The organism is Rhodospirillales bacterium (genome assembly GCA_023898805.1).
Taxonomy (GTDB): Bacteria; Pseudomonadota; Alphaproteobacteria; order Micavibrionales; family UBA1664; genus UBA6145.
The window spans coordinates 20,858-46,944 of the sequence record CP060260.1 but is presented as its reverse complement, the minus strand read 5'-3'; the positions used below and the strand labels follow the sequence as shown (position 1 = coordinate 46,944).

At 60.3% G+C, this 26,087-nt stretch carries 28 protein-coding genes and 1 tRNA gene; 3 read left to right on the top strand and 26 right to left on the bottom strand.

Going from position 1 to position 26,087, the window contains the following annotated elements:
* Positions 1-28 precede the first annotated feature (28 nt).
* From H6866_00280 to H6866_00235, 10 genes are all read right to left on the bottom strand, one after another.
* Positions 29-508, bottom strand: coding sequence for a DUF2059 domain-containing protein (locus tag H6866_00280; protein USO07708.1), 480 nt, complete (start codon positions 506-508; stop codon positions 29-31).
* Positions 486-974 (bottom strand): single-stranded DNA-binding protein, encoded by a 489-nt coding sequence (gene ssb / locus H6866_00275; protein USO08529.1) that lies wholly within the window; start codon positions 972-974, stop codon positions 486-488. The genes H6866_00280 and ssb overlap by 23 nt, the downstream gene beginning before the upstream one ends.
* 24 nt (positions 975-998) lie before the next feature.
* Positions 999-1,082 (bottom strand) — tRNA-Leu (locus tag H6866_00270).
* A gap of 84 nt (positions 1,083-1,166) precedes the next feature.
* Complete coding sequence (trxB, locus tag H6866_00265) at positions 1,167-2,153, bottom strand: thioredoxin-disulfide reductase (GenBank protein ID USO07707.1); 987 nt, start codon at positions 2,151-2,153, stop codon at positions 1,167-1,169.
* 25 nt (positions 2,154-2,178) lie between these two features.
* Positions 2,179-2,859 carry a hypothetical protein gene (locus tag H6866_00260; GenBank protein USO07706.1) on the bottom strand — a complete coding sequence of 227 codons (681 nt, stop codon included), beginning with the start codon at positions 2,857-2,859 and terminating at the stop codon, positions 2,179-2,181.
* 366 nt (positions 2,860-3,225) lie between these two features.
* Positions 3,226-4,182, bottom strand: coding sequence for a mitochondrial fission ELM1 family protein (locus tag H6866_00255; GenBank protein USO07705.1), 957 nt, complete (start codon positions 4,180-4,182; stop codon positions 3,226-3,228).
* Between the two features lie 405 nt (positions 4,183-4,587).
* Positions 4,588-5,064: a hypothetical protein gene (locus H6866_00250; protein USO07704.1), complete on the bottom strand. Its 477-nt coding sequence runs from the start codon at positions 5,062-5,064 to the stop codon at positions 4,588-4,590.
* A gap of 38 nt (positions 5,065-5,102) precedes the next feature.
* On the bottom strand, positions 5,103-7,085 hold the full coding sequence (gene rpoD, locus H6866_00245; protein USO07703.1) for an RNA polymerase sigma factor RpoD: 1,983 nt from the start codon (positions 7,083-7,085) through the stop codon (positions 5,103-5,105).
* Positions 7,086-7,163: 78 nt separating this feature from the next.
* Positions 7,164-8,876 (bottom strand): DNA primase, encoded by a 1,713-nt coding sequence (locus H6866_00240; protein USO07702.1) that lies wholly within the window; start codon positions 8,874-8,876, stop codon positions 7,164-7,166.
* A gap of 169 nt (positions 8,877-9,045) precedes the next feature.
* Positions 9,046-9,495 carry a GatB/YqeY domain-containing protein gene (locus tag H6866_00235; GenBank protein ID USO07701.1) on the bottom strand — a complete coding sequence of 150 codons (450 nt, stop codon included), beginning with the start codon at positions 9,493-9,495 and terminating at the stop codon, positions 9,046-9,048.
* A 90-nt stretch (positions 9,496-9,585) separates the two neighbouring features.
* Here H6866_00235 and carA point away from each other — a divergent pair, with 90 nt between their 5' ends.
* On the top strand, positions 9,586-10,752 hold the full coding sequence (gene carA, locus H6866_00230; protein USO07700.1) for a glutamine-hydrolyzing carbamoyl-phosphate synthase small subunit: 1,167 nt from the start codon (positions 9,586-9,588) through the stop codon (positions 10,750-10,752).
* Between the two features lie 348 nt (positions 10,753-11,100).
* Positions 11,101-11,661 carry a GNAT family N-acetyltransferase gene (locus H6866_00225; protein ID USO07699.1) on the top strand — a complete coding sequence of 187 codons (561 nt, stop codon included), beginning with the start codon at positions 11,101-11,103 and terminating at the stop codon, positions 11,659-11,661.
* Here the strand turns inward: H6866_00225 and H6866_00220 are convergent, their stop codons facing one another.
* From H6866_00220 to H6866_00145, 16 genes are all read right to left on the bottom strand, one after another.
* A complete protein-coding gene (locus tag H6866_00220) occupies positions 11,662-12,231 on the bottom strand; it encodes an HNH endonuclease (protein ID USO08528.1) in 570 nt (189 codons plus the stop codon). It abuts the gene before it with no gap.
* A gap of 388 nt (positions 12,232-12,619) precedes the next feature.
* Positions 12,620-12,979 (bottom strand): hypothetical protein, encoded by a 360-nt coding sequence (locus H6866_00215; GenBank protein USO07698.1) that lies wholly within the window; start codon positions 12,977-12,979, stop codon positions 12,620-12,622.
* Between the two features lie 226 nt (positions 12,980-13,205).
* Positions 13,206-13,871 carry a dienelactone hydrolase family protein gene (locus H6866_00210; GenBank protein ID USO08527.1) on the bottom strand — a complete coding sequence of 222 codons (666 nt, stop codon included), beginning with the start codon at positions 13,869-13,871 and terminating at the stop codon, positions 13,206-13,208.
* A gap of 37 nt (positions 13,872-13,908) precedes the next feature.
* Positions 13,909-14,700 (bottom strand): bifunctional hydroxymethylpyrimidine kinase/phosphomethylpyrimidine kinase, encoded by a 792-nt coding sequence (locus tag H6866_00205; GenBank protein USO07697.1) that lies wholly within the window; start codon positions 14,698-14,700, stop codon positions 13,909-13,911.
* A 30-nt stretch (positions 14,701-14,730) separates the two neighbouring features.
* Positions 14,731-16,095 carry a phosphoglucosamine mutase gene (locus H6866_00200; GenBank protein USO07696.1) on the bottom strand — a complete coding sequence of 455 codons (1,365 nt, stop codon included), beginning with the start codon at positions 16,093-16,095 and terminating at the stop codon, positions 14,731-14,733.
* A gap of 59 nt (positions 16,096-16,154) precedes the next feature.
* Entirely contained in the window at positions 16,155-17,243 is a 1,089-nt protein-coding gene (locus H6866_00195; GenBank protein USO07695.1) for a cell division protein ZapE, read from the bottom strand.
* Positions 17,243-18,076, bottom strand: a complete 834-nt coding sequence (gene tatC / locus H6866_00190; GenBank protein ID USO08526.1) for a twin-arginine translocase subunit TatC — start codon at positions 18,074-18,076, stop codon at positions 17,243-17,245. The genes H6866_00195 and tatC overlap by 1 nt, the downstream gene beginning before the upstream one ends.
* Entirely contained in the window at positions 18,006-18,407 is a 402-nt protein-coding gene (locus tag H6866_00185; protein ID USO07694.1) for a twin-arginine translocase TatA/TatE family subunit, read from the bottom strand. The genes tatC and H6866_00185 overlap by 71 nt, the downstream gene beginning before the upstream one ends.
* A 6-nt stretch (positions 18,408-18,413) precedes the next feature.
* Entirely contained in the window at positions 18,414-18,590 is a 177-nt protein-coding gene (gene tatA / locus H6866_00180) for a twin-arginine translocase TatA/TatE family subunit (protein USO07693.1), read from the bottom strand.
* A gap of 27 nt (positions 18,591-18,617) precedes the next feature.
* Positions 18,618-19,295, bottom strand: coding sequence for an SMC-Scp complex subunit ScpB (gene scpB, locus H6866_00175; protein USO08525.1), 678 nt, complete (start codon positions 19,293-19,295; stop codon positions 18,618-18,620).
* Positions 19,296-19,338: 43 nt separating this feature from the next.
* On the bottom strand, positions 19,339-20,175 hold the full coding sequence (locus tag H6866_00170; protein USO07692.1) for a segregation/condensation protein A: 837 nt from the start codon (positions 20,173-20,175) through the stop codon (positions 19,339-19,341).
* A gap of 69 nt (positions 20,176-20,244) precedes the next feature.
* Positions 20,245-20,631 carry a hypothetical protein gene (locus H6866_00165; protein ID USO07691.1) on the bottom strand — a complete coding sequence of 129 codons (387 nt, stop codon included), beginning with the start codon at positions 20,629-20,631 and terminating at the stop codon, positions 20,245-20,247.
* A 24-nt stretch (positions 20,632-20,655) separates the two neighbouring features.
* Positions 20,656-21,636: a beta-N-acetylhexosaminidase gene (gene nagZ, locus H6866_00160; protein ID USO07690.1), complete on the bottom strand. Its 981-nt coding sequence runs from the start codon at positions 21,634-21,636 to the stop codon at positions 20,656-20,658.
* Complete coding sequence (locus H6866_00155; GenBank protein USO07689.1) at positions 21,620-22,621, bottom strand: SPOR domain-containing protein; 1,002 nt, start codon at positions 22,619-22,621, stop codon at positions 21,620-21,622. Before H6866_00155 ends, nagZ begins: the two co-directional genes overlap by 17 nt.
* Positions 22,618-24,387: an arginine--tRNA ligase gene (locus tag H6866_00150; protein USO07688.1), complete on the bottom strand. Its 1,770-nt coding sequence runs from the start codon at positions 24,385-24,387 to the stop codon at positions 22,618-22,620. Before H6866_00150 ends, H6866_00155 begins: the two co-directional genes overlap by 4 nt.
* A gap of 6 nt (positions 24,388-24,393) precedes the next feature.
* On the bottom strand, positions 24,394-25,602 hold the full coding sequence (locus H6866_00145; GenBank protein ID USO07687.1) for a deoxyguanosinetriphosphate triphosphohydrolase: 1,209 nt from the start codon (positions 25,600-25,602) through the stop codon (positions 24,394-24,396).
* A 68-nt stretch (positions 25,603-25,670) separates the two neighbouring features.
* On the opposite strand from H6866_00145, the gene H6866_00140 reads away from it, so the two are divergent.
* On the top strand, positions 25,671-25,994 hold the full coding sequence (locus H6866_00140) for an iron-sulfur cluster assembly accessory protein (GenBank protein USO07686.1): 324 nt from the start codon (positions 25,671-25,673) through the stop codon (positions 25,992-25,994).
* The last annotated feature ends 93 nt before the right edge of the window (positions 25,995-26,087 follow it).

Below are 26,087 nucleotides of genomic sequence, written 5' to 3'. Positions count from 1 at the left end.
GGGTTAGCATTACGTCAGCCGTATTTTATTACTGAGGCGTTTGCGACACCATGACGTTGTTGGCCTGAAGCTTTTCAACAAAGCCGCGTAGGACCTGTTCCATCACGGGCTGCATCTTGCTTTCGTATTGCGGCATCTTGGTCTGGATCGATTTGCCTTCGGGCGATCCGTAAAAGTCGATCATCGCCTGAATTTCCTTATCAGTGAAGATCTGGGCCACGGCAAGCTCCGCTGCCTCGCGCAATTTGGCGTAGTCGATGCCGCCAGCGAGCGAGGAATACAGCGCGCGCTGGTCCGGCGCGACCATATTGGACATCTGTTCGATCGCGGCGCGGACCTCGGCTTCCACTGGCACGTCGGCGATGTATTTCTTCGCCAGCGCCAGACGTTCGGTCGTGACGGCACCACCAGGAGGCGATTCGGGCGAGGTCGCGTACGCCGCCCCGGCGAATGCGAGAAGCAAAAGCGCGAGCAGCGCAAAAAGCTTAGAACGGAATGTCGTCTTCAAAGTCGTTTCCCCCTTTGGGTGATTGCCAGTTTCCGCCCCCCGCGCCACCACCGGCGGCCTGTTGCTGCGGGCGTTGATCGTAATTGCCGTTGTCGTTACCGGCAGCGCCGCTGCGGCTGTCGAGCATCGTCAGCTCGCCACGGAACGGACGCAGGACGACCTCGGTCGAGTATTTTTCCTGACCCGACTGATCGGTCCATTTGCGGGTTTCCAATTGGCCCTCGACGTAAACCTTGGCGCCTTTTTTCAGGTAATTTTCACAGACGTTGATGATGTTCTCGTTAAACACCACGACGCGATGCCATTCGGTTTTTTCCTTGCGTTCGCCGGTCGCCTTGTCCTTCCAGCTTTCCGACGTCGCGACGGACAGGTTGCACACCTTGCCGCCGTTTTGCATCGTCTTGACCTCCGGGTCGCGACCCAGATTACCGATCAACATCACCTTGTTGACGCTGCCTGCCATGATATTTTCCTTCCGTTGCCAAAAATGTGGTGCCCCAGGAGGGACTTGAACCCCCACACCTTTCGGTACCTGATTTTGAGTCAGGCGCGTCTACCATTTCACCACTGGGGCTTTCCGCGAAGACTAAGAACAAGCCGTGGGTTTAGCAAGTGCCGAATAAGCGGTATTCCGGGGTTTTTTATGGTTATGGGCCCTTCAGGCCGCCTGTGTAGCCTTTTTGTCCGTGGCCCCATCCTGCGCGGCGAGAAAGCGGTCGGCCTCAAGCGCCGCCATGCAGCCCATGCCCGCGGCGGTGACCGCCTGACGGTAGACATGGTCCTTGACGTCGCCCGCCGCGAACACGCCGGGAATTTCGGTGGCCGTTGAATCGGGCGCTGTGACCAGATAGCCGGCCGCATCCATTTTCAGCTTGCCTTTGAACAGCGCGGTCGCGGGCGCGTGGCCGATGGCCACGAACATGCCGGTAACGGGCAGCGTTTGGGTCGCGCCGGTCTTGACGTTTTTAATCAAAATCCCGGTCATGCCCGGCGTGCCCTCGCCCCCGCGCTCGACGCCCAGAACGTCCTCGACCGTGTGGTCCCAGACGACCTTGACGTTGTCTTTGGCGAACAGGCGGTCCTGCAGGATGCGTTCGGAACGGAAGGAATCGCGCCGGTGGATGACGGTCACGGTTTTGGCGATGCCGGAGAGGTAGAGCGCCTCCTCCACCGCCGAGTTGCCACCGCCGATGACCGCGACGTCCTGCCCCTTGAAAAAGAACCCGTCGCAGGTGGCGCAGGCGGACACGCCCAGTCCGTTGAATTTCTTTTCGCCCTCGATGCCCAGCCAGCGCGCCTGCGCGCCGGTGGCGATGATGACCGTCTGGGCGACATAGGTATCGCCGCCCTCACCTTTGCAAACGAAAGGTCGTTTGGAGAAATCGACATCGGTGATGGTGTCCCAAATCATCTGCGCGCCGACATGTTCGGCCTGCGCCTTCATTTGTTCCATCAGCCACGGGCCCTGAATCGGGTCCTTGAAACCGGGGTAATTTTCGACATCGGTGGTGATGGTCAATTGCCCACCGGGTTCATGCCCTTGCACCAGCACGGGCTTCAGGTTGGCGCGCGCGGCATAAATCGCCGCCGTGTATCCGGCCGGGCCGGAGCCGATGATCAGGACCTTGGTTTCAATTGTTTGCATTGTTCTCTTTCATGTTTCGTTTTTATCAGGCCGCGACAAGGGCGCAGGTCAATGGATTGCCGGGGGTTTTTGGGTCGCGCGGGAAATTTCCGTGCGCGTGCAGATAGCCCGCGACCATCATTTTCAGCCCTCTTTCCGCCCAGTACTCTATAGGATCCTGTGCCGTGGGCAACCCATCCGCCGCTTCCCCGAATTTGGCGTGGAGCAGGCTTTCCCCGGCATCCATCTTGCGGTCCGGCCCATGCATATAAAGATTGGTCAGACCCAGGACATAGGGCCGCATCAGCCCTTCGGCCAGCCAGTCTTCACGCGGGATGACGCGCCCCGCCAGCGGGTTGGTCAGGCTGCGTATATTCGGTTTCAAATGGTACAGCAGCGGAATTTCGATGCCGAAGGCCGTGCTGGTGGGGTTTTCGTGGTTTGCGAAAAACAGCACATTGTCTGGAAACGCGTTTTCCACGACAAACCGGGCGGAAAGATAAAACCAGTGCAGATAGGCCGTCTTCATCGACATTTGGTCGAACAGGCGCAATTCCTCCAGCGCCGCGCCAGCAGGGGTGGAATGGATGAGCGCATGGCCAGGGTTCGCCGCAACGAAGTCCTCGGCCTCGGCTTTGCGGCAACTGGTGAAAATGACCGGCTGGTGCGGTGTGCGTACATCGCCCGTTACAACACAGGCGATGGCTTTTTCAGAAATCCCGGTCATTTATCCGCCATTTTGATTGCCCTCAGCATCAAGTAATGCAAAAATTTGAATACAATATGTCAATATGATATATCGCTCTATACATCCATAAAAACCATGAAGGCTATGCCATGCCCACACCCGATATAAACACTCAATTCAAGAACGCTACCTATAGTGGAGCACAAGTAGTAGCGTTTAGCATCGTGAGTTTGACAATCAGTGACATGGCATCTCGTTTTCTGGCCGCTTCCAAGCCTGAGGCCGCCTTTCTTTTTATGGCTGCCGTAGGCGCGGGATTGTCCGCTGCATTTTCCGCTCATAGCGCTGTAAGGCAATTCGCGCAAGGCGTTACCGAGGAAATCCGGAACGCGAACGCGGCAGGGCCTAACGGTCCGCGTATCGGCGGATAATTGCCTGCGCCAGCATCCCCGCATCATTTAACGGCGCATAGGACCAGTTTTCAATTTTTCCGGTGAAGGGGCGCGCGATTCCAGCTTCTCCCAGCCGGGCATGAAAGGCCGCGATGCGCGGACTCTCGCCTTCCAAATCGATGCGATAGACAGGCTTGCCGGTGGTTGCGGCCTCGGCGGTCATTGAGACGGAGTCGGCGGTCACAAGGATCGCGTCGGCCAGCGCCAGCATCCCCGTATAGGGGTTTTCCCCCTGCCCGTCCCAGATAAAGGCATCGCAACCCGTAAGGGCGTTTTCAAGGATGGCCCGCGCGGGAGGCGGCGTGCGGCGCGAGGCGGTGAGCATCAACCGGTAGCCATGATCGGCCAGCGCGCGCAGATCGTTGCCAAGCTTGCGGGCGATTTCGTCGCTTAAAGTGTAATGTTTGGTATTGCCGCCGATCAGCACCGCGATGCGTTTGCGGTCGTCCGGTGCCAGAACGCCGCGCCAACGGTCTGCCGCCACCGTCAGGCGCGCCGGGGTGACGCGGTTGGGCGCGCCTGTGGTTTCGACGACGTTCTTGCCGGGGGTGCGGTCGTGCGCGGGGGCGGCGATCAGATCGAATTCGGCGCGACGCGCGCGGGGATCGAGCAGACAGACAGTAAAGGTTTTCGGGCTTTGACGTTTGACCCACAGCGCGACGCCCGCCGCCTTGCGCCCACCGCAGATCAAAATATCGGGCCATGGCGCGGTCAGGGCATCACCCCGATAACCCGCGCGCCCAATGCCGCAAATCAGGTATGGGCTCAGGGATTTCCACGGCTGGCGCAGGGTAAAGCGTTTGATCGTGTACGGATGCCCCAGTGCCTCAGCCACCCCAAGGCACTGGTTTTCCGTACCAATAAGGTTTTTTTCAACCAGAATCCAGACGATGTGGGTCGGGGACGTCATGCCCGCAGTTTAAGCACGAAGCACAGGAAAAAAATACGTTTTGTCACTGCAAGGTGGGCCGATATCGGATACGGCAAGGAATGGTGGATATCTATGGTCATTCCCAATAAGAAGCGAACATTTTTTACGCCTGAATTTTTAAACCGCTAAGTGCGCGAAGGGCCGTTAAGAAACGCTAAGGAAGGCCCTGCAAAATTCACGCAACCATATGATTTCGTTAAAATTCTTAGCGTCCCTTAGCGAGGCTTAGTGTTCTTAGCGGTAAAATGTGTATCAAGTTTTTCTTCAGCTTGGATTGTTCGTCCTATTCTTAACGGGGACGGCTATATCATTCGGCACAATGGATGCCCCGAACAAGTCGGGGCATGACGCATGAAAATTACGTCAGTCTGAAAACAAAACGCTCTAACGCGCGCGCAATGTTGGCAGCGCCGGTTTGAGCGATGCACTGGAAACGGCCTCGGGCAAACGCGCAAGGTCGGCGTAAAAGCGTTTCATTGTATCGAGAACCTGCACGGGGTCGGTATTGGCACCCCCGGCAATGCTCCAACCGGATGGGTGGGGGCCATGCAGGCAGATGGAAACCCAGTCGTATTCCCCCACGCATTTATCCAGCCAATCCCATACGGAGAACTGCATGGCTTCCATATCCCCGCCATCCATTTCGATATGGCCGGGGCCTTTAAAAAGCCCGCCAAAGCGGCTTAATTGCAGGCTGAAATAGGCGCGATTATCGCCATCAAGAATACCATCTTTCTGGCGGAACTTCAGCAATTCGGCCGCGCGAAATTCCGGGTCCTCCATGATGCGGCGCATATAGGCCGCGTGGCTGGCGGCGGCCGCGTCATTCAGTTTGGCGGATACTGTCCCTTTAGGCGCCATGGTCTATCCCTTTCCGGTACGGATTTTCCGTAGCCGTATCAGGTGTCGAGGAAAGACCGCAACTTTTTGGAGCGCGAGGGATGCTTGAGCTTGCGCAGGGCCTTGGCCTCGATCTGACGGATACGTTCGCGGGTCACGCTGAATTGCTGGCCCACTTCCTCCAACGTATGGTCGGTGTTCATGCCGATGCCGAAACGCATGCGCAGCACGCGTTCCTCGCGCGGGGTGAGCGTAGCGAGGATGCGCGTCGTCGTTTCCTTGAGGTTGGAATGGATCGCGCTTTCAAGCGGATTGATCGCGTTTTTATCCTCGATGAAATCGCCCAAGGATGAATCCTCCTCGTCCCCGATCGGGGTTTCTAGGGAAACAGGTTCCTTGGCGATTTTCAGGACCTTGCGCACCTTGTCGAGCGGCATGTGCAGGCGTTCGGCCAGTTCTTCCGGCGTCGGTTCGCGGCCGAGTTCGTGCATCATCTGGCGCGAGGTGCGCACCAGTTTGTTGATGGTTTCGATCATGTGCACCGGAATACGGATGGTGCGCGCCTGATCGGCGATGGAGCGCGTGATGGCCTGACGGATCCACCATGTCGCATAGGTCGAGAATTTATAACCGCGACGGTATTCGAATTTATCGACCGCCTTCATCAGGCCGATATTTCCTTCCTGAATGAGGTCGAGGAATTGCAGGCCGCGATTGGTGTATTTCTTGGCGATGGAAATGACCAGACGCAGGTTGGCCTCGATCATCTCCTTCTTGGCGCGGTTGCTTTCGCGCTCGCCCTTTTGCACCGTGTTGACGATGCGGCGGAATTCGGGGATTGGCAGGCCCGCCTCTTCCTGCGTCAGGGCGATTTCGGCGCGCATGCGCTTGATTTCGTCGGCGTGCTTGGTGGCGAATTTGTTCCAGCCCTTACCCGCCAGCTTGGCGATTTTCTTGACCCAGCTTGGGTCGATTTCGTGCCCGTAATATTCCTTCAGGAACTCCTCGCGCTTGACGCCGGAATCGGTGGCGACGCGCAGAAGCTTGCCTTCCAGACCCACGAGGTTGCGATTGATTTTGTACAGGCGGTCAAGCAGTTGTTCGATGCGCGCATTGTTCAGATGCACCTCGTTCATGTGCTTGATCATGTCCTCCTTGCATTTCTGGTATTTCTTCTCGACCGCCGGGTCGGGTTTCTTACCGGATGCAATCGCCTCGATGCGCTTGTCCTGCGCGTTCGACATGGCCTTGTAGGTTTTTTCGATGGCGTGGAATTTCTCGAACACCACTTCCTTGAGCTTCTGCTCCATCAGGATCAGGGAGAGGCCGCCTTCGTCCTCCTCGCCGCCGCCTTCACCCTCGCCGCCTTCCTCGCCTTCGGCTTTTTCCTCCGGCTCGTCCTTTTCCTCGTATTCCTGACCGCCGGTCAGGTCGTCGGGGTCACCCTGCCCGTCAGGGCCGTTGTTGTATGTGGCTTCAAGGTCGATGATCTCGCGCAGCAGGATGTCGCCCTTTTGCAGGGCGTGGTACCAGGCGATGATGGATTCGATGGCCAGCGGGCTTTCGCAAATGCCGCCGATCATCATTTCGCGTCCGGCCTCGATGCGTTTGGCGATCGCGATCTCGCCCTCGCGCGAGAGCAGTTTTACCGTACCCATTTCGCGCAAATACATGCGCACGGGGTCGTCGGTGCGGCCAAGATCGTCCGAGGAGACGTTGCCGGAGATACCTTCGTCTTCGCTGTCGGCGGCGTTCGTGGTTTCCTGCGCTTCGCCGTCACCCTCCTCAACCGAGTCGGCATCGACGATATTGATGCCCGCGTCGGAGATGTTGACCATGATGTCTTCGATCTGGTCGGAGGAATATTCCTCGGCCGGAAGCGCCGCGTTCAACTGGTCGTGGGTGATGTAACCGGTTTTCTTGCCGCGGGCGATCAGGTCCTTGGCGATCTTGGCCAGATTGCCCTTGGCCGCCGTCACGGTTTCGGCGGAATTGGTTTCAGCGTTTGCGGTCTTCTTGCTTTTTACTGCTGCGCGCGCCACGTGTCGTACCCCTTGAAGCCCAAAAATGCGAATGATCAAAGAGGTACATATAAAGGAGTGTCGCGTAAAATCAAAATCTTATCGCGCGGCCCCTACCGCCTCACGCAAGCCTTCGAGCGCCTGAACCGGGCTGGAGGTCGCGCGGGACGACAAGCCATGCAGCCTTGCGGCCGTCATCACCGCCCGTAAATCGTCGCCAAATCCTTGTTTTTCAAGGGCCTGCATCAGTTCCTCATGCCCCATTTCGGGCACGTCGGAAAGGATTTCAAGAACGCGCTGGCGGATCGCATCAAGGCGCGGGTCGGCGATGGGCAGACGACCAAGCGGCTCCTCGGCATCATGAAAAATCTCGGGGAAGTTCAGGATTGCGGCCAGAGCCACGTGCGTCCTTTCATTCGTCCCGCGCGCGCGCGGATCGGGCAAGGCCGTGCGCGCGGCCATTGCGCCAGCCCCTTTTGGGCCGTTCGCATCCCGGCGCCTGACGTTGAAGGCCTGATAGAACAGATCTTTGAGCGCGGATTCGTATTGTTTTTGCACCGCGCGGTCGGCAATGGCCGCGACCACGCCGGCAATGGATTTTTGCAGGCCCGCGCGTGATTCGGGCGTGGAAAACCGCCGCCCGTCGGTCAGTGTGCGCCAGATCATCGCGGAAAGCGGCACGGATTTTTCCAGCACCTGCCGGAAACCCGCCGCCCCGCGCGCGCGAATCAGGTCATCCGGGTCCATGCCGTCGGTCAAAAAGGCAAAGCGCGCCGAAACCCCGGCGGTCAGCAGCGGCAGGATGCGGTCCATCGCGCGGGTGGCGGCGCGCTGGCCCGCCGCGTCGCCGTCGAAACACAGGATGGGTTCGCGCACGCCGGTTTCCGCGCCGTCCGGGATCATCGACCACAGGGCGCCGATTTGCGCCTCGGTCAGCGCGGTGCCAAGCGGCGCGACCGCGCCCGTAAACCCGGCCTGCCACAGGGCGATGACGTCGGCATAGCCTTCGCACACCACCACCGGCTCACCCTTGGCCGCCGCCGCGCGCGCGCGCGATTCGTTGTAGAGCATGTGCCCTTTTTGAAACAACGGCGTTTCGCCGGAATTGATGTATTTGGGCGGTTTTGGCGCGTCGGGCGCGGGCGGACGCAGATGATCGGGCAGGATGCGCGCGCCAAAGGCGATGCTTTGGCCGCGCCGGTCGCCGACCGGAAACATCACCCGGTCGCGGAAAAAGGGAAACAGGCCGCCATCGCGATCCGATCGGCGGGCAAGCCCGGCTTCCAGCAATTCGTCGTCGGCATAACCGGCCTTGCGCATTTCGGCCAGAACCTCCTTCCCCGGCGGGGCGTAGCCAAGGCGGAAGGCATGGATCGTATCGAGGGTCAGACCCCGCCCGGTCAGGTAATCCAGCACGTCGCGGTTTTCAAACAGGCGCGCGGCGTAAAAGACCGTCGCCGCCTCCATCAGCCGGATCAGGCGTTCGCGGCGGCTTTGCCGTTCCATTTCCTGCGGGCTGGGCCGGGGCACCTGCAGCCCCGCCTGCGCGGCCAGTTCCTCGATCGCGTCCATGAAGCCGCGATTGTCGTGGCGCATCAGGAAGCCGATATGATCGCCATGCGCGCCGCAGCCGAAGCAGTGATAGAATCCTTTTTCGTCATTGACGTAAAAGGACGGGGACTTTTCGTGGTGAAACGGACAGCAGGCCCGGAATTCCCGCCCCGCGCGCGTGAGTTTTACGCGGCGGTTGATGATATCCGACAGGCGCAGGCGCGCGCGCAGATCATCAAGGAAGCTTTTCGGGACGAGCATGAGTTTGACGTAGCAGATTACAGCCCGCCGCGAAAAGATTTTCCCTTACTTATATTTACATAATAAAAGTCCGCTATATTGGGTGCGAATTTACCATCAAATGGGAAACGCTGGTTCCGTAAAAAGAGCCCCGGCCCTGAATTAAAAACCGCCCGTTTTGGACGGTTTTTCATGCCGCCAGTTTGGATTTGACGATCGGGCCGACTTTGGACATGTCCAGCTGTCCGGCATAGCGGGTCTTGAGTTCGGCCATCACCTTCCCCATATCCTTGGCCGAGGTGACACCCAGTTCGGCGATGATCGCGGCGACGGCGGTTTCCGTTTCCTCGACCGAAAGCTGTTTGGGCAGATAAGTTTCGATGACCTTGATCTCCGCCTCTTCCTTTTCGGCCAGTTCGGGGCGGTTGTTATCGCGGTAGATTTTCGCGGATTCCTGGCGCTGCTTCACCATGGTCTGGAGCATCGGCAGGATGCCGGCATCGTCGATCTTGCCCTTGCCCTCGGTGTCCTTGAGCTTCATCTGGGCGATGATCAGGCGGACGGTCGCCAGAGTCGCGGAATCGCCGCTTTTCATCGCGGTTTTCATGTCATCGGTAAAACGGGTGCGCAGATCGGTCATGGCGGGCAAATTTCTTTTTGTTTGCTTTCAAAGCCGTGTATAACACCCACTTAGCCCACAACTCAAGCCGTGCAAAGGATCGCCTGCGCCATGACCCGTGCCCCCGCCCCCACCGCCGTACTGGTTTTAAGCGACGGGAGCGTGTTTTACGGCCATGGTTTCGGGGCCGAGGCCGAGATGGTGGGCGAAATCTGTTTCAACACGTCGATGACCGGGTATCAGGAGATTTTGACCGACCCGTCCTATGCCGGGCAGATCATCACCTTCACATTTCCGCATATCGGCAACGTGGGCACCAACCCGGAAGATATCGAAACCATCAACCCCGCCGCGCGCGGGATGATCGTGCACGAGCGCGTGACTGATTCCAGCAACTGGCGCGCGGGTCAGGGACTCGACCAGTGGCTGCGGCATCACAACCTGCCGGGCATCAGCGGTGTCGATACCCGTGCCTTGACCCGGCGCATTCGCGATGCAGGCGCGCCCAACGGCGTCATCAGCCATCGCGCGGATGGTGTTTTCGATATTCCGACGCTAAAAGCCCGGGCGCAGGAGTGGCCGGGGCTGGACGGCATGGATCTTGCGATCGAGGTGTCGTGCCAGCAACGCTATAGCTGGGACGAGGCCCTGTGGTCGCTGGAAGGCGGCTATGCCCGCCAGACCCAGCCGAAATACCACGTCGTGGCGATCGATTACGGAGCCAAGCGCAACATCCTGCGCTGTCTGGCCGATGCGGGTTGCGCCGTCACCGTGGTGCCTGCGCAGACATCGGCCGAAGATATTCTGGCGCTTAAACCCGACGGGGTGTTCCTGTCGAACGGACCGGGCGACCCGGCGGCAACCGGGCAGTATGCCGTGCCTGTCATCCGCGCCCTTCTGGACGCCAGAATGCCGATTTTCGGCATCTGTCTTGGGCACCAGATGCTGGCGCTGGCGCTGGGCGGCAAGACCAAAAAAATGCATCTGGGGCATCGCGGCGCCAACCAGCCGGTCAAGGACCTGACCACCGGCAAGGTCGAGATCACCAGCCAAAACCACGGGTTCTGCGTCATGCCCGAAACCCTGCCCCCCAATGTGCAGGTCACGCATGTCAGCCTGTTCGACGGATCGAACGAAGGATTGGCGTGCAGCGATCGGCCCGCGTTTTCGGTGCAATACCACCCCGAAGCCAGCCCCGGCCCGCATGATTCCCATTACCTGTTCGGGCGCTTCGTCGATATGATCGCGGCGCACAAGGCCGGGCGCAAAGCCGCGTAATTTATTTGCATATTCTTTTCGGGCCCGCTATCGCTTGCGCATGATCCGGCCACCACTCTGTTACCATTTCACCATCGCGCAAAGCGAGGACAGAACCAGAATTCAGGGGGATTTTCCAGGCCCGCTATCGATGACGTTTCGCGGCCATCCTTCGCGCGTGCTTGGTGATTTGATGCGACACAGCATGGGCATGGCCCGCGGGCGCCGCATGATCCCCAAACGCGCCGCCTTTGTCATCGAGGGTCAGAATGTGCGCTGTTACGTTTTTACGGTTTGAGATTTTAATACCCGCACACAGCTTTTCATTTTATTTGCATAAGATCAAGCGATCGTGCTATCACGCACACTATGTCAAAGCCCGTCTTCCGTACTGCGGACGTTTCCGCCAGTCCGGCCCTGCTGCGCGATGCGCCCTATTTGCTGAAACTGTTCAACGCGCCTGAAAACGGCAGCGCGGGCGGCCAGCCGGATATCACATATGACGACGTCATGGACGCGATCAGCGAGCAGCGCAAAGCCGGACTTCAATCCGCGCATGACAGCTGGATCGTCGTCCTGCGCAAGCGTAGAACGCGGCAGCGTATCGGGTTCGGCACCGTCACGCGCTCGGAATTCGGCGACAGTCTGGCGGATGTGGGATTGATCCTGCATCCGGCCTATCAGCGACGCGGTTACGGTCCGCAAGTTTTACGCGGCCTTGCCAGTTTCGCCTTCAACTGCGCAGCGTTTCGTGACACCCAGATCGTGACAGCCAATATCAATCCGGCACGGCACGAGGCCGTGCGCCTGATGGCGAAAGCCGGTTTTCAGGCGGGTGCGCTGCATAAGGGCCATTACTGCAACGGGGGTGTCATGGAGGACACGCAGGTCTATTACCTGTCGCGCGAATCCATGCCCGGGCCTTATTGATCAACTTTCCAGTTCGGAATCCCAGTACAGGAAGTCGTGCCAGCTTTGATGCAGAAAGCTGGGCGGGAATTTGCGGCCCTGCATCTGCAGTTCGTGCAGACCGGGGCGAAAGGGCTCGATGCGCGGGAACATGCCGCATTCATGGGGCAGCAGACGGCCTTTCGCCGTGTTACAGGGGCGGCAGGCGGTAACGATGTTGTCCCAGCTGGTGCGCCCGCCGCGCGAGCGCGGAATGACGTGATCGAAGGTCAGTTGCTGGGTCTTGAAGCGTTCGCCGCAATATTGGCATTTCCATTGGTCGCGCAGGAATACGTTAAAGCGCGTGAAGGCCGGCGTCTGGACGGCGGGCACGTATTCCCGCAAGGCCAGCACGCTGGGCAGTTTCATCGCGGTAGAGGGTGAATGCACGATGCGGTCGTATTCTGCCAGCACCGTGACGCTGTCACGGAAGACGGCCTTGACCGCCTCCTCCCACGGCCAGAGGGAAAGCGGGTAATAGCTGAGTGGACGAAAATCGGCATTCAGAACCAGGGCCGGGTACATGTCAGGGTGGCCGCCGGATCCGAGCATCATCACACGGCCCCTTTGCCCCGACTTATACGGGGATGCGGCAGTGAATGTCCGGGCGCATATCCTTGCACCCTTCCATTATACCGCAGATTCCCGCGTCGGGCCAATTTAAGCGCTTTAAAAGCCCAGCAATTTACCCGCCAGCAAAAACAGGCCGGTGTAAAAACCAAAAAACGCGGCCGCCTCAACCGGCGTGCGCGTCTTTTTAAAATCGAACATATCCCTGAACATTTTTATCCCCATGACCGCAAAACTATGGAATGCCTTGTGTCTAAGGGAGCGTACACAGAAATGTCAACAAATTTGCTATAAAAAAGAGCCGGATCATCCAGCGGATCCGGCTCCGAAACACCCCCTTACATCAGGGGGTTAACGAAACACGTCAGGCCTATTTGCCCTTGATCGTGGTCAGATAGCTGACCACCACCATGCCGAGCACGACCGAGATGTGATAAGTCGCATAAACGCCCACCACGGTCAGGATGATCGACAGAAGGTCGCCGGTCAGTTTTTTGCCGACGAGGATCAGGCTAGAGAGCAGAAGCACGAACAGCGTGCTGATCAGGGTGTGTACCGTGACACCCGTCACAACCGTGCTGGTGGTCGTGCCAAGATCAATACCGATCAGGCCAAGTACGGGGACAAGGATGGTCGACAAACCGACCAGCAGGATCGTCGTAAAAACGAAGAACCCAATCGCCTCGGTATGGGACCTAGTATGCGAAAAGTCGGTTACATTACCAAACATGAATGCCTCCTTTGTGAAGTGCGCCCAAGGTTCAGTATTAATTCGTGAACCTTTAAGCTCACGATTTAATTATATCTTGTTTTTCAGTGCTTTCTTGCAGTTTTTTGAAACAATATGTGATGCATTGCAGCGGTATCGATTGGTGCATTTTCGTGTCAAGCACGGAAATCCGCCATTTTTTGGGTAATATTATTTCTTTTGCATTGAAACAATATTGCGATGCAGCTTAGGAGCCCAAGCATTGCCTTAAGAAGCGTGAACCGATCTTTATACCCCGATCGTCGATGCCATGGGCAAGGCCGGGAATGATCTCACCCTCCACCGGAATGTCCGCATCCCTGAGCTGGTCGATGGCCTGATGCCATGCGGTTATGGGAACCACGTTGTCGACGCCCCCATGAATCAGGCATGTGGGTATTTTGTGGATATTCGCGTTCTTGAGCTGCCCGCCACCCAGTAGTGCGCCGGAATATCCCAGAATGCCGGCGCATGCGTTTTTGCGGCGTAGCGCCGCGTATAGCGCCATCATCGTTCCTTGCGAAAACCCAGCCAGCACCATTTTGTCTTCCGATAGTCCTGTCGATTTCAACAGCTTATCCAGAAAGTTATCCACAATCGGAAAGGCGTTTTCCGCACCCTTAAGCATCGCTTCCTGCGTCCATTCACGCAGGGAAAACCACTGAAAACTGCCGTCAAAACCCGGCGGGGCCATATCGCAGACAAAGGGCGCGTCCGGGCTGACAAACAACGTGTTGGGCATTTCCGCCGCCCAGACGGGCGCAAGCGAAATCAAGTCCTGTCCGTTGGAGCCAAGACCATGCAGCAACACGACAAGATTGTGCGGCTTGCCCGCCGCCAGCGGGCCATAACGGTAGGCGTTCAAATCCTGTATGAGGGAACCCACCATGGCCGCGTCACTTGCGCATACGTCACTGGGCCGCGTGGCGCAAGGGGACGGATGCTTCGCCATCGAAATCCGAGGCGTTGCGGATCATTTCCTCAAGGTAGGCGCGGGCACGGACAACCGATTCGCGCGGGGTGTTGCCCTGCGCCACCAGCACCGCCGCCGCCGCCGCCAGAGTCGAGCCGGCACCATGGATATTACGGCCCGGCAGACGTTCGGATTCAAAGACCTGCGTGCGACGGTCATCGACATAGATTTCGTATATCTTTTCGCGTTCCAGCGTTTCGCCCTTCAGCAGCACGTTGCGCGCACCCAGGGTCAGCAGCATTTCAGCCGCGTGTTCCATCGTTTGCTCGTCCCTGATGGCTTGCCCGGTCAAATGCTCGGCCTCGCCGATGCTGGGCATCAGCAGGTCGGCATGGATCAGGATGCGGCGCTTGAGCGCGTCGATATCGGGTTTGTCTAGGAAACGTTTGCCATCGCGGCTTTCGATCACCGGGTCGACGATCACCGGGACTTTCGGCTTAAGGTTATCGAGCAGGTCGCCGACCGCATCGATCACGTCCTTGCCCGGTAGCAGGCCCAGTAAGATCGCCCCGACGCTGTAGGATGAAAACGCCGCGCGCATCTGGTCGACCACCACCGCGGCGGGCACCGGCCAGATGCCCAGCATCTGTTCCGGGGTCTGGACCGATACGGCGGAAACCGCGACCTGCGCGTAACCGCCCAATGCCTGCGCGGTCTTGATGGCCGCATAGGCCCCCTTCCCGCCGCTTGGGTCGGTCATATCGACAGCCAGAACAATTCCGTTACTCATTTCATCTTCCCCCGTTTTGCCCGCCTAAATTCAGGCGACCGCCTTGATGGTGGCACAGACATCCTCGACAATCCTGCGGACTGCGCCCGCGTCGTCGCCTTCGGCCATGACGCGGATCACCGGCTCGGTCCCCGAAGCGCGGACCAGAATCCGGCCCTTGCCTTCAAGGCTTTTGCCCGCGCCATCGATCGCGGCCCGAACCCCCGCATCTTCCAGCGGATTCGCACCCGCCGCAAAGCGTACACTTTCAAGTATCTGGGGAACAGGTTCAAACGTGCGCGCAAGCTGCGACATTTTAAGCCCGCTGTCCTTGCCGCCCTGCCCGCGCAGGACCGCAAGCACCTGAAGCGCTGCGATCAGCCCGTCGCCGGTCGTGGCAAAATCGGACAGGACCATGTGGCCCGATTGCTCACCGCCCAGATTAAACCCGCCCTCGCGCATGCGTTCGACGACATAGCGGTCGCCAACGGCGGTGCGCTCAAGGCGAAGGCCGAGTTTTTCGAGATAGCGTTCCAGCCCAAGATTGGACATAACCGTTGCCACCACGGTGCCATTGCGCAGCCCGCCCGCCTCTTTCCACGATTTGGCGATAATCGCCATCAATTGGTCACCGTCAACGCGGGCGCCGGTTTCATCGACCATGATCAGGCGGTCGGCGTCGCCGTCGAGCGCGATACCCAGATCCGCGCCGTTTTCGACCACGGTTTTTTGCAAAAGCGCGGTATCGGTCGCGCCGCAGCCCTGATTGATGTTGAGCCCGTTGGGCGAGATGCCAAGCGGGATCACGTCGGCCTGCAATTCCCACAACACCTGCGGCGCCACGCGATAGGCCGCACCATGGGCGCAATCGACCACGACGCGCAGGCCCGCAAGGGTCTGGCCACGGGGGAATGTCCCCTTGACGAATTCGATATAGCGGCCGGAAGCGTCGTCGAGGCGGCTGGCGCGGCCAAGATCGGTGGGCTGGGCCAGCGCCGGGTCGGGATTGTCGATCCGCGCCTCGATCGCGGTTTCGATCGCATCGGAAAGTTTATAGCCGTCGCCGCCGAACAGCTTGATGCCGTTATCGGCATAAGGGTTGTGCGAGGCCGAGATCATCACGCCAAGATCGGCGCGCAGCGAGCGTGTGAGCATCGCCACCGCGGGCGTCGGCATGGGGCCGAGCAACACAACGTCCATACCCATGGCCAGAAAGCCGGCGGACATTGCCTGTTCAATCATATAGCCCGACAGGCGGGTATCCTTGCCGATCACGACGCGGTTGTGCGGTTTGCCCGCACCGGCGCGCAAAACCGCGCCCGCCGCCATTGCGACCCGCAGGGCGACGTCGGCCGTCATCGGGTGCTGGTTGGCGCGGCCGCGGATGCCGTCAGTGCCGAAATATTTTCTGGTCATATCGTTTCTTGAGCTTATCCCTAATCCGGGTTTGTTGATACGGCGAACCGCACGCTAACTCAAGCTTTATGGGCAAACCATGCCGGAGATTGCATCTCCAGCAGGCGGCTGACGGTCCGGTCCCATTCAAATTTGTTGGAATCCCCGGTGTAAAGCGATTGCGGCGCGGTGGCGGCACGGGCGACCAGTACGCGTCTGGTATCATACAGCGTGTCGATCAGGGTCATGAAGCGCCGCGCTTCGTTGCGCTGCGCCTCGCCCATTTCGGGTATGGCATCAAGAAAGACGATTTCAAACACGGCGCCCAGCGCCAGGTAATCGGACGCGCCCCGGTTTTCCCGGCACAAAACGTCGAAGGTCAGCCATGCACAGCGCGCATCGGCGTGCAAAAGCGGGAGGTCGCGGCCATCGACCTCTATGCTTGACGGGCCGGGGTTGCGGTGCCCGGTCAGCGTTTCAAACAAGGCGGCCATCGCGTCGCGGCTATGGCCGTTCAAGGGGTGGAACCATGTACCGCGTTCGGACAAGGCGCGGTGCCGGTAATCGGTGGGGCCTTCCACATGGCATACGCCCATACGCGCCTTGATCAGCGCGATAAAGGGTAAAAACCGGGCGCGTTGCAGCCCGTTCGCGTACAGGTCGTCCGGTCGGTAATTCGAGGTCGCAACCACGCTGACGCCCGCATCCATCAACGCCACGAAAAGCGGGCCAAGGATCATCGCATCGGCGATGTCGTTGACGTGCAGTTCGTCGAAACACAGAAGATCGGTGTCGCGCGCGATGTCTTGCGCCACGCGCGGGATAAAATCGTCCGGCGCGCCGCCTTCGCGCACGGCCTTGAGGCGGGCATGGATTTCCAGCATGAAGGCATGGAAATGGACGCGGCGGACGCGTTCGGGCGGCAGGCTTGCGACCAGCAGATCCATCAGCATGGTCTTGCCGCGCCCGACCCCGCCATACAAATACAGGCCGGTGGCCGGTGATTTGCGCCCGCGCAAACGGTCGATCAGGCCAGGCGTACGCCCCCGCACCGTGAGAAAATGGCGGCGGAATCCATCCATGGCGGCAACGGCGCGTTCCTGCGCCGGGTCGCGCTGGATTTCGCCCGTCCGCACCAGCGCGGCATAACGTTCGGCCAGCGCGGGCATTATACTTGCGCGCGGGCGGCGGCCCGTTCGCGGTCCTTTTCCATGCGCCTGATCAGAAAGATCGAAAGTTCGTAAAGCAGGATAATCGGCACCGCCAGCATGGTCTGGCTGATCACGTCGGGCGGTGTCATGATCGCGGCGACGACGAAGGCGATGACAATCGCGTATTTGCGGCGCGATGTCAGGTCCGCCGCCGACACGAAACCGACGCGGGCCAGCAGCATCAACAGCACCGGCAATTGAAAGCACAGGCCAAAGGCGAAGATCAGGGTGATGATCAGGTTGAGGTAGTCGGCGATCCGCGCCTCAAGCTGGATGGGCAGCACGGTCTGCGCGCCCGATGTCTGAAAGCCCAGAAAGAATTTCCACGCCATCGGCATCACGAAGAAATAAACCAGCAACCCGCCAAGCACGAACAGCACCGGCGTGGCGATCAGAAAGGGCAGCAAAGCCCCCTGCTCGCGCTGGTACAGGCCCGGCGCCACGAATTTCCAGATTTGCATCAGGATGAAGGGCAGCGTCACGAACAGCGCGGTCAGAAAGGATATTTTGAGGGCGGTGAAAAACGCCTCGGTCAGGCTGGTGTAGATCAGGCGGTGGGTCGACCCGTCGCCCATGGATTTCGCCAGAGGCGCGATCAGCACCGCAAGGATATCGTCGCGAAAGACGTAGCACACGCAGGTCATCGCCGCGAGCGCAAGGAAGCTTGCGATCAGGCGGCGGCGCAGCTCGATCAAATGGGCGATGACGGCGGTCTTGCCGTCAGGCCCGTGGTGGTGTTCCGGCCCCGGTTCCGTCGCCGGATCCGGGTGCGGTGTCGTCAGGTCTGTCATCATCATGGTCTATGTGGGGCAATTCGTCGGCCGAAGGCGGCGGCAGCGGCATCATGGCCAGCAGCGCCGCATCGTCGTCGGCTTCGTGATTTGGTGCGTGCCGGTCATGCGCATCGTGCACATCGTGCGCGTGTTCGGCCCGCGGGCGCGCGGCGTGTTCGGATTTTTCCATGAAATCCTCGAACTGCGCGGAAAGGGCATAGCGAATGTAATGCAGGCGCCGGACGACACGGCCCAGATTATACATGATTTTGGGGATGTCCTCGGGCCCGAAGGCGAACAGGACGATCACGCCGATCAGCAGAAGCTCGCTCCAGCCGATGCCGAACATGGTTTTTTACCCCGCCTTGGGGTTGGACTTGTCGTTCGGGGTGTCGTCGTCTTCGTTCAAACCCTTTTTGAAGTTTTTGACGCCCTTGGCCAGATCGCCCATGACGTCGGGCAGCTTGCCCGCGCCGAACAGGATCAGCACGACCAGCACGACCAGAAGAATGTGACCGATACTCAAGCCCATGATGTTCTTTCCTTTTGTGGCCTGAACCTAGGCCGCGTCGTGCGTCTCGTCCAGTGATTCTTCGGCTTCGGAATCGGCTTCCCCGTCCCTATCCCCGTCCTCGTCGAACAGGTCGGCGGTGACCGATACCGCCGGGCGGCGATCCAGCAGGCCCGCGGCCTTGAGGTCGTCGAGGCCCGGCAGGTCGACTATAGACTCAAGCCCGAAATGGTCAAGAAACTCGGGCGTCGTCACCCAGGTCAGGGGGCGTCCTGGCGCCTCGCGTCGGCGGCCCGGCTTGATCCAGCCGGTTTCCAAAAGCGCGTCGATCGTGCCTTTCGAGGTGTGGACGCCGCGCACGGCCTCGATCTCTGGCCTTGTCACGGGCTGGTGATAGGCGATGACGGACAGACATTCCATTGCCGCGCGGGACAGGCGACGTTCTTCGATCCGCAGCTGCGAAAGGCTTTCGGCCAAATCGGGCGCGGTGCGGAAGGCAAGGCCGGAATCCGTTTCCTCAAGCTGGATGCCACGGCCCGCATAATCCTGACGCAGGCGGGCGATGATCGCATGCAGATGCGGCCCTTCCAGATGCGGAACGAAGGCCTGAAGGCGCGCAAGCGTCATTGGTTCGCGGCTGGCGAACAGCACCGCCTCGATGGTGCGCAAATCGCGCATGTCGTCATCCGCCGCGACGATTTCGTCCGGGGTTTCATCGTCGTGCATGACATGTTCGATCGCTTCTGCGATTTCGGCTTCGATTTCCATTTCAGGTGTCATTGGCGGCATTCCTGTCGGGGGTGCGGATCAGGATCGGCGCGAAAAGGCCTTCCTGTCTTAAATCCATGCGTTCCTGTTTGACCATTTCCAGCGCGGCAGTCAGCGTCGAGGCCAGCGCCGAACGGGTGTTGAGCGGTCCATCCGCCGCGTCCGGCACGAAGGCATCAAGCGCGAGCCACAGGCTGCGCCACTGGCCGGGGGGCATGTGGCCGATCATGTCGGCCAGACGGCGTGCCGCCTCGTCCATCGACATCAGCGGCCAGGTTTTGACCTCGTAGGTTTTGGGGTTGGCGCGATGGGCGATCGCGGCATAGGCGTCGAGAATCTCGTAAAGCCCGGCCTTCCATTTGATTTTGACGGCCTGTCCCTCGCGCATGCCGGCCAGCCCGACGGGCAGACGGTCCTGCCCCAGACGCGGGCGGTCGAAAAGCGCCTTCGCGGCTTTTTGCATCGCCTCCAGCCGCTGGAGCTGGAAGGCCAGCGCCTCGGCCAGCGCCTCGCCGGTCAGTTCCTCCTCCACCTCGCCCGGTCGCGCGGGCAGCAGAAGTTTGGATTTGAGATAGGCCAGCCATGCGGCCATTACCAGATAGTCGGCCGCAAGCTCGATCCGCAGGGCGCGGGCACGTTCGACGAAGCTGAGATATTGTTCGGCCAGCGCCAGAATGGATATCTGGCGCAAATCGACCTTCTGGTCCCGCGCCATGGTCAACAACAGGTCGATCGGGCCTTCATAGCCGTCGACCGAAACGACCAGCGCGTCGGTGTCCGCGGGCACGTTTTCGCGCGGCGGGTCTTCCTCGAAGCTCGGCTGGTTTACGGTTTCCATTATGGAATGCTTAGCACCTGACACAGGGACCGTGCACCCACGCAAATCAGGCTGTCCACAGGGGATTGGTCAGCTAAAGGCGCGGCGGTAGGCGGCGGCAAGGCGTCTGAGCGTGATCGCACGCTGTTTCGCGCGGAAATGCAGGCCGGTGCGGTCGAACCAGTCGCGCGGCTGGAACCCGCCCCAACGGCTGATCGCCATTTGAATACGCAGAAAATGAAGAAGCCGGTTGTATTCGCGCGCGTCCAGTGTTTCGAGGGCTTGCGGGCGGCGCGGCGTCAAAGCTGTTTCGCGGCGAAGGCCACCGGGTTCGCCGGGGCCACCAATTGTGATTTGTGGCAGCAATGTACGGATGATTCTGAGGCGTTGCGCAGCACTGTAAATAACGGTCCCCGCAGCATGCAGAAAATCCGTGCGCAACGGCGACATTTCCAAAGACGCGAGTGACGGTGTCATCGAACAATCCCTTAAAACCGGTCCTTATTTAACGGATTTTATCCAATCTTCAAGACGTTCCCGCGTTGCAGCAGACATGCGGCCGATTACGGCAATTGCCTTTTCCCGTGCCAGGATGTCGCCGTGGCAGTGCAAAGCAAGGTCGTTTCCGGCCTTCAGCGCCAGCCGCGCGCGTTCGGGGACGTCGCCGTAAGGTGCCAGCGCGTCCATGAACAAATCGTCCGTGCATAACAGGCCGTGAAAGCCGATTTTCCCGCGCACGATTTCCGTAATGATTTTCGGCGAGAGAGTCGCGGGAAGATTCGGGTCGAGCGTGGCATAGATCACATGCGCGCTCATCCCCCAAAGCGCGCCGCGCGGCATGTGCGCGGCCAGATGGCGAAAGGGCTGCCAGTCGCGTTCAAGCGCGGCCAGGGGCGCATCGACGCGGGGCAGTTCAAAATGACTGTCGACCACGGCCCGGCCATGACCGGGCATGTGTTTCATCACCGGCGTCGCCCCGGCCTTGAAACTGGCGCGGGCAGCAGCAAGGCCCAGCGCGGCGACAATATCGGGGTCGGACCCGAAAGACCGGTCGCCGATGGCGGGCACGGCATTGTCGGCGGGGACAACATCAAGGCAAGGAACGCAGTTCACATCGACGCCCAGTTGCGCCTGTGTCCGCGCCAGCGCGGCGTAATTACCGGATACGGCGGCAAGACCGGCATCCGGGTCCGTGGCATAATGTTCGGCGAATGTGCGCGGCGGTGGAAAATCGGGCCAATGCGGAGGCCTCAGGCGCTGGACGCGTCCGCCTTCCTGATCGATCAGGATCGGCGCGGCCCAACCCACGGTTTCACGCAGCGCGGCGCACAGGCGCGCGACCTGATCGGGGGTTTCGCAATTCTTGCGGAATAAAATAAAGCCTGCCGGTTTTGCGTCACGGAAGAACGCGGCCTCGTCATCGCCAAGCTCGGTTCCGGTGCAGCCAAAGATGATCGGCGCGGTGTCAGCGGCGAACGACAAGGCAGCCCACCCCGGGGTTTGCGGCGCGAATGGCGCGGCAGCGGTCGTTGGCGGCGGATTGCGAAAGCGGCCCGGCCTGAACCCGGATATACGCGCCCCGGCCCGGAATATCCGCCTGCTGGTAACTGGGGCTCAACCCCGCCAGCGCGGTGGGAAACTGCGCGCGCAGACGGGCCCAAAGCGCGGCCGTGTCGCCGCCCGCCGGCATCGAGGCCAGTTGGATGTAATACGTTCCACCGCTTGCGCTCCCGCCATTCGCGGCCGTGTCTTCCTTGACCGCGCGGGCCACATCGGCGGCTACGGATTTCGCGGCCTGTGTTTTTTCAGTTTGCGCTTTTTCAGTTTGAGGTTTTGGCGCTTCAGGCTCTTGCGTCTTTTTCGGTGCCGGTTTAGGCGGCTGCGGCTTGGCCGGCGGCGTTGCGGTCGGGATCGGGGCCACAGGTTTCGTCGCGCTCGCGGCGACGGGTTCCGCTTTTTCTTTTTCCGCCGCTTCCGTCTTTGGGGCGGATTGATCGGCCTGTACCGGTTTTTCCAGTGCCGTGGGCTCCATGCCGGAAACGTATTTGTCGCCCGCTTCCACCTGCTCGGGGGCGGGTGCCTGTTCCGGTGTGGACGTATCAAGCAGGTTTTCGATGCTGCGCTCGGGCACCTGCGCGGGGGCGGAAAACCCTGTCTTCAAACCGGCGAAGGCCGGCGCGGGCATCGGCTTCTCGCCGGTTTCCGAAGGCGGCTGGATGTCCTGCATCGATGGATCCGCGCCCTCGCCGCTCATCGCGGCCAGCACCGTGCTGTCCGCGTTTGGCATCACCTCGCCGCCCGGGTCCTCGGGCGGCAGCTTGACCGGGTTGGTATCGGCCTTGATCAACGGCAGGCCGCCCGCGCCGATCGCCGTGGGCGTGGTGCCATGTGCGAAAAACCATATCCCCGCGCCTACCAGCAGGACGGGCACCGCAATCATGGTTATGGTGCGCAGACGGACGATCATGCGGCTTCGACCTCGACGTCCGAGCGCAATTCGGAAAGCGGTTCGACGCCGATGACGCCCAGCGCGGACGCGATGGTCAGCGCCACCGCGCGCAACAGCGCCAGACGCGCAAGCGAGCGTGGCTTGTCGTTTTCCAGCAAAAAGCGCAGCGTCGCATCGTCGCGCCCGCGGTTCCACCATGCGTGAAAGGCGGCGGCAAGGTCATACAGGTAATAGGCGATGCGGTGCGGCTCCTCGGCGACGGCGGCCTGTTCGACCACGCGCGGCCATGTGGCGATCAGGCGGATCAGAGTCATCTCCTCGGCCCGGTCGAGAAGCGAAAGATCGACCGCGCCAAGCGCCGCGTCGTCCAGCGCGCCGAACATGTCGGCTGCGTGTTTCATCACCGAGCAGCAGCGCGCGTGCGCATACTGGACGTAGAAAAACGGGTTGTCCTTGGATTGTTCGATGGCCAGCGCCATGTCGAAGTCGATCGTTTCGTTCGATTTGCGCGTCAGCATGATGAAGCGCACGGGACCCGGTCCCACCTCGTCCACGATTTCGCGCAGGGTGAGAATGTTCCCCGCGCGTTTGGAAAGTTTTACCGGCTGTCCGTTCTTCATCAGGTTGACCAGCCCGTAAAGCTGGACCGAAACCACCGCCTTGCCGCCGGAAACCGCCGCCGCGCCCGCCTTGATCCGCGACACCCAGCCTGCATGATCGACGGCGACGACGACGATCAGTTTTTCAAAGCCGCGCAGGAATTTGTCGTACTGATAGGCGATATCCGGCGTGGTGTAAGCCCATGTCCCGTCGCTTTTTTTCAACGGGCGGTCCTGATCGTCGCCGAATTGCGATGCGCGGAACAGAAGGAGTTCCGTAGGTTCCCAATCCTCGACCTTGACCTTTTTACTTTTCGGCGGCGGCAACACGCCGGTATAGACCAGCCCCATGTCCTCCAGTTTTTTGACCGCGCGGTCAACGCTTCCTGCCTCGGTCAGGGCGCGTTCGGAGGTAAACACATCAAAGCGCACGTCGATCAGCTTGAGGTCTTTTTCGATCAGTTCCATCATCGCCGCGACCGCGCGGCGCTTGATTTCCTCAAGCCAGACGCTTTCAGGCGCATCCAGCCATTCGCGCCCCTTTTCGCGCGCGATTTCCCGCGCCACCGGCACAAGATAATCGCCGGGATAAAAACCTTGCGGAATTTCGATTTTTTCGCCCAACGCCTCGCGATAGCGCAGATAGACGGAGCGCGCGAGCGTATCGACCTGCGCACCCGCGTCGTTGGTGTAATATTCGCGGGTTACCTTGTGCCCCGATTTTTCCAGCAGTCGCGCCAGCGCATCACCAAACACCGCGTTGCGCGTATGCCCGAAATGGATCGGCCCCGTGGGGTTGGCCGAAACATATTCGACATTGACCTTTTGTCCCGCGCCCAGATCGCTGTCGCCAAAGTGTGCCGCGCCGGTTTTCAGGGCGTGGGGGACGACCGCGCGGAATGAATCCGGAGTCAGGGTCAGGTTGATGAAGCCGGGTCCGGCGATTTCCACGCCCGTGACGGCGGGCAGTTGTTTAAGTTCAGCTGCCAGTTTTTCGGCCAGATCGCCGGGTTTCATGCCCGCATCCCGCGCCAGCACCATGGCGGCGTTGGTCGCCATGTCGCCATGGGCGGCATCGCGCGGCGGCTCGACATTGACGCGGGTCAGGCTTGCTTGCGGAATGTCCGGGAAAAGCCTGTGAACAAGCGTGTGAATATCTTTTTGTATGTCTTTGTAAATATTCATAACTTCTTATCCGTGTCTGATCGTGTCGTAAAGACCGAAAATCTGTTCGTGTTCGACCATCGCCGCGCGGTCGGTCAGGTTTGAAATATGATCCGCGACGACGCGGGCGCGGGCGGCGACGTCGCCCCCGCGCGGCAGGCGCGCCTGCCAGTTTTCGGACAGAGTCAGCGGGTCGTCCATGAATTGGCGGAAAAGGTCACCGATGATGTGTTCGGCCTTGGCACGCATCCGCCGTACCGTGGAATGATGGTACATGCGCGGCATCAGGAAGGCGCGCAGGGCCTTGAGGTGTTCGCCCATCCCCGCGCTGAACCCGACCAGCGGCACGCCCGCAAGGCGCACGTCCTCGACGCTGTTCGGCCCCGCCGCGCGCAGGCGGGCGCGGCTTTCCTCCAGCACGTCCATGACGAAGCGTCCGTAAAGTTCGCGCACCAGATCGTGGACGCGGCGCGGACCGGCCAGATCGGGCCATTTATTCGTGCGTTCGCGTGCGACCTGCGCGACCAGCGGTACCGCGGCGGAAATATCGTCGAGGGTGAACAGGCCCTCGAACAACCCGTCCTCGACGTCGTGGCTGTTATAGGCGATGTCGTCGGCGATGCCCGCGACCTGCGCCTCGATCGACGCGTAATGGTTCAACTGCAAATCCCATTCCCGTTGCACGCCCGCAAGCGTGTAGGGCAGCGCGCCGGTCACAGGACCGTTATGCTTGACGATGCCTTCCAGCGTTTCCCATGTCAGGTTCAGTCCGTTCCATTGGGGATAGCGTTCCTCCAGCGCGGTGACGATGCGCAGCGACTGGTCGTTATGCTCGAACCCGCCATAGGGCTGCATCAGTTCCTTGAGTCTGTCCTCGCCCATATGCGCGAAGGGCGGATGGCCAAGATCGTGCGAAAGCGCCACCGCCTCGGCCAGATCCTCGTTGACCAGCAGGGCGCGGGCCAAAGTGCGGGCGATTTGCGCGACTTCCAGCGTGTGGGTCAGGCGCGTGCGGAAATGGTCGCCCTCGTGACTGACGAAGACTTGCGTCTTGTGCTTGAGGCGGCGAAAGGCCGAGGAATGGATGATGCGGTCGCGGTCGCGTTGAAACGGCGTGCGCACCGCGCTTTCCGGTTCGTCGTGCAGGCGGCCGCGGCTGCGGTCCGGGCGGCAGGCATAGGCGGCCAGCGGCAAGGCGCAATAATTATATTCGGCGGGGCTGTCTTCGGGCTGCATTTATGCGGCGCAGGATACAATTATGCCAATCACTTGAAAACCCCTTCCGGCAACGGCATTCTGGAAGCATGGAAGTCACGATTACAGAAAGCGCCGCCGCGCGCATCAATGCCCTGTGCCGGGAGAACGGCGCCGCGATGGTCCGCCTGTCGGTGGAGGGCGGCGGATGTTCCGGCTTTTCCTATGTTTTCGGATTCGCCGACGAAGCGGGCGCGGATGACCGCGTGTTCACGCGCGCGGACGCGAAGCTGGCGGTCGATGCGGTGTCCCTGCCCCTGATCGCCGGGGCGACCCTGGATTACGTGGATGCGCTTTCGGGCGCGCATTTCAAGGTCGACAACCCCAATGCGGCATCGTCCTGCGGATGCGGGACGTCGTTTTCGCTGGGCTGAATACCGGGGGACAATGCGTAATCTCACCCGGCTTGGCCGGGTAATCCATCGCGCCGAATAACGAATATTTGACATTCCTTACCATGGATTATC

Coding starts and splice junctions, on each gene's coding strand:
- trxB (USO07707.1), bottom strand. CDS start 2,153: ATGCAAACAATTGAAACCAAGGTCCTGATCATCGGCTCCGGCCCGGCC.
- H6866_00260 (USO07706.1), bottom strand. CDS start 2,859: ATGACCGGGATTTCTGAAAAAGCCATCGCCTGTGTTGTAACGGGCGAT.
- H6866_00255 (USO07705.1), bottom strand. CDS start 4,182: ATGACGTCCCCGACCCACATCGTCTGGATTCTGGTTGAAAAAAACCTT.
- H6866_00250 (USO07704.1), bottom strand. CDS start 5,064: ATGGCGCCTAAAGGGACAGTATCCGCCAAACTGAATGACGCGGCCGCC.
- H6866_00240 (USO07702.1), bottom strand. CDS start 8,876: ATGCTCGTCCCGAAAAGCTTCCTTGATGATCTGCGCGCGCGCCTGCGC.
- H6866_00235 (USO07701.1), bottom strand. CDS start 9,495: ATGACCGATCTGCGCACCCGTTTTACCGATGACATGAAAACCGCGATG.
- carA (USO07700.1), top strand. CDS start 9,586: ATGACCCGTGCCCCCGCCCCCACCGCCGTACTGGTTTTAAGCGACGGG.
- H6866_00225 (USO07699.1), top strand. CDS start 11,101: ATGTCAAAGCCCGTCTTCCGTACTGCGGACGTTTCCGCCAGTCCGGCC.
- H6866_00220 (USO08528.1), bottom strand. CDS start 12,231: ATGCTCGGATCCGGCGGCCACCCTGACATGTACCCGGCCCTGGTTCTG.
- H6866_00215 (USO07698.1), bottom strand. CDS start 12,979: ATGTTTGGTAATGTAACCGACTTTTCGCATACTAGGTCCCATACCGAG.
- H6866_00205 (USO07697.1), bottom strand. CDS start 14,700: ATGAGTAACGGAATTGTTCTGGCTGTCGATATGACCGACCCAAGCGGC.
- H6866_00200 (USO07696.1), bottom strand. CDS start 16,095: ATGACCAGAAAATATTTCGGCACTGACGGCATCCGCGGCCGCGCCAAC.
- H6866_00195 (USO07695.1), bottom strand. CDS start 17,243: ATGCCCGCGCTGGCCGAACGTTATGCCGCGCTGGTGCGGACGGGCGAA.
- tatC (USO08526.1), bottom strand. CDS start 18,076: ATGACAGACCTGACGACACCGCACCCGGATCCGGCGACGGAACCGGGG.
- H6866_00185 (USO07694.1), bottom strand. CDS start 18,407: ATGTTCGGCATCGGCTGGAGCGAGCTTCTGCTGATCGGCGTGATCGTC.
- tatA (USO07693.1), bottom strand. CDS start 18,590: ATGGGCTTGAGTATCGGTCACATTCTTCTGGTCGTGCTGGTCGTGCTG.
- scpB (USO08525.1), bottom strand. CDS start 19,295: ATGCACGACGATGAAACCCCGGACGAAATCGTCGCGGCGGATGACGAC.
- H6866_00170 (USO07692.1), bottom strand. CDS start 20,175: ATGGAAACCGTAAACCAGCCGAGCTTCGAGGAAGACCCGCCGCGCGAA.
- H6866_00165 (USO07691.1), bottom strand. CDS start 20,631: ATGACACCGTCACTCGCGTCTTTGGAAATGTCGCCGTTGCGCACGGAT.
- H6866_00155 (USO07689.1), bottom strand. CDS start 22,621: ATGATCGTCCGTCTGCGCACCATAACCATGATTGCGGTGCCCGTCCTG.
- H6866_00150 (USO07688.1), bottom strand. CDS start 24,387: ATGAATATTTACAAAGACATACAAAAAGATATTCACACGCTTGTTCAC.
- H6866_00145 (USO07687.1), bottom strand. CDS start 25,602: ATGCAGCCCGAAGACAGCCCCGCCGAATATAATTATTGCGCCTTGCCG.
- H6866_00140 (USO07686.1), top strand. CDS start 25,671: ATGGAAGTCACGATTACAGAAAGCGCCGCCGCGCGCATCAATGCCCTG.